At 68.5% G+C, this 1,834-nt stretch carries 2 protein-coding genes; both read right to left on the bottom strand.

Annotation, left to right across the window (positions count from 1 at the left end; translation table 11 throughout):
* Positions 1-1,395: Cache 3/Cache 2 fusion domain-containing protein (locus EJI01_RS28230; protein ID WP_312846094.1), on the bottom strand; the 1,395-nt coding region annotated here is incomplete at its 3' end.
* Between the two features lie 16 nt (positions 1,396-1,411).
* Positions 1,412-1,834, bottom strand: a 423-nt coding sequence (locus EJI01_RS28225; protein ID WP_260602738.1) for a methyl-accepting chemotaxis protein, incomplete at its 5' end; no start/stop codon positions are given.

The following is a 1,834-nucleotide window of genomic DNA, read 5'->3' as shown; positions in this document are numbered from 1 at the left end:
GAGCTGATTGGCCTGGCGTGCGTTATCCGCGTTCTGCTTGACGGTAGAAGTCAGCTCTTCCATCGACGCCGCGGTCTGCTCCAGCGAGCTGGCCTGCTCCTCGGTCCGCGACGAAAGATTCTGGTTGCCGGCAGAGATCTGGCCCGAGGCCGTCGCGATCGCATCGGTGCCTTCGCGCACGCCGCTCACCACTCGCGCCAGGCCGTCCCGCATCGATTCGACGGCCCGGGTGATGACACCCATCTCGTCGCGGCGATCCGACGCCAGCTGCCGCGACAGGTCGCCTGCGCCGATGGCCTGCACATGCTCGCTCAGCAGGCGGAGCGGCCGCACGGTGCGGCGGATGAACACGACCAGTGCAATGCCCAGCAGCACGGCGGCCAGGCCGATGGCGCCGGCGAGCCAGGCCATCTGGCGGTACAGCTCGGCCATCACTTCCGAGGCGGGAACCTCGGCCACGGCCAGCCAGCCGCTCGCTTCGCTCTTGGCCACGGAGGCATAGCGCCGCCCTTCGAGCGCCTGGCTCAGCACGGCAGGCGCGTTGTCGATCCATGCGTTGTCCGCACCGGCCAGGCGCGCGAGCCAGTCCGCTGCGTCCGCGCCTTGAGGAAGCGCTTCGGCCAGCTTCTTGCCGGCAGCCGACGGGTGGAACACGATCGTCGCCGCCGCGGCGCCGCCGTTCGGATTGACGACGTAGAGTCCGCCGCTTTCGAAGATGCGGGTCTTGTTCACGGCTTCGCCGAAGGAGGCCTGTTGGCGCGAAATGTCCAGGCCGATGTAGAGCACGGCGACGACCTTGCCGGCCGCATCGCGCACCGGTTCGTAGACCGTCATGTAGGGACGGCCGAACAGCATGACGCGTCCGACGAACTTCTTGCCGGCGCGCAGCACCGGATAGGCGCCGCTCTTGCGGTCGAGCAGGGTGCCGACGGCGCGTTCACCGTTCTCCTTCTTGACCGAAGTGGTGATGCGGCGGAAGTCTTCGCCCTGCGCCACGAACACAGTGGCGTTGGCGCCGGGAAAGTCGCGCGCGAAGGCATCCACCTCGGTGGTGGCGCTGCCGTCGATCGGGGTCCCGTAGTTCGTCAAGGTGCCCTGTGCCGCGTCCTCGAGGACGAAGGTGGGCGCGAACTGGCGCCGGAACACGCCGTACGCGTTCTCCGCATTCAGCTGCATGGTCTGGTCGAAGATGTCCAGCGACCGGGCAATCGCCTCGGCCTTGGCATTCGCGTACTGCGCGGCGCTGCGCTGCTGCTGCGTGGAAGCCAGCGCGTAGAAGACGGCCAGGATCAGCACCGTGAGTGCCAGCATGGCCACGCCGGCGCGGAGGGTCAGGGTGCGCGCCAGCGAAACGAAGGCAGGCGCTCGCCCCGACGGATTCGTCGCTTTCATCATCAGGATCTCCCGAGGTTCAGAATTCGGCCCACTCGCCCGTGCTGCCGCGCGCCAGGGCCTTGGGTGCTATGGAGGCGATGGCCGGCGTCTTGCGCGGGCTCGCCAGCGATCGGGTGCGCGCATTCGGCACCCGCGCAGGCGCGACGCGGATGGCCTGCGCGCCGGGGTCGAGCCTGAATACGCTCACGGCATCCACCAGGTTGCCGGCCTGCTCCTGCATCGACTGCGCCGCGGCCGCCGCCTCTTCGACCAGCGCCGCGTTCTGCTGCGTCACCTGGTCCATCTGCGTGATCGCCTGGTTGATCTGCTCGATGCCCTGCGTCTGCTCGTGGCTCGCCGCCGTGATCTCGCCGATGATGTCGCTCACGCGCTTCACGCTGCCCACGATCTCTTCCATCGTCTTGCCGGCCTCGCCCACCAGCGCACTGCCGGCGTCCAC

The organism is Variovorax sp. MHTC-1, from assembly GCF_003984645.1.
Taxonomy (GTDB): domain Bacteria; phylum Pseudomonadota; class Gammaproteobacteria; order Burkholderiales; family Burkholderiaceae_C; genus Variovorax.
The sequence above is the reverse complement of the archived record's forward strand: the minus strand, read 5'-3'. Positions and strand labels throughout refer to the sequence as shown.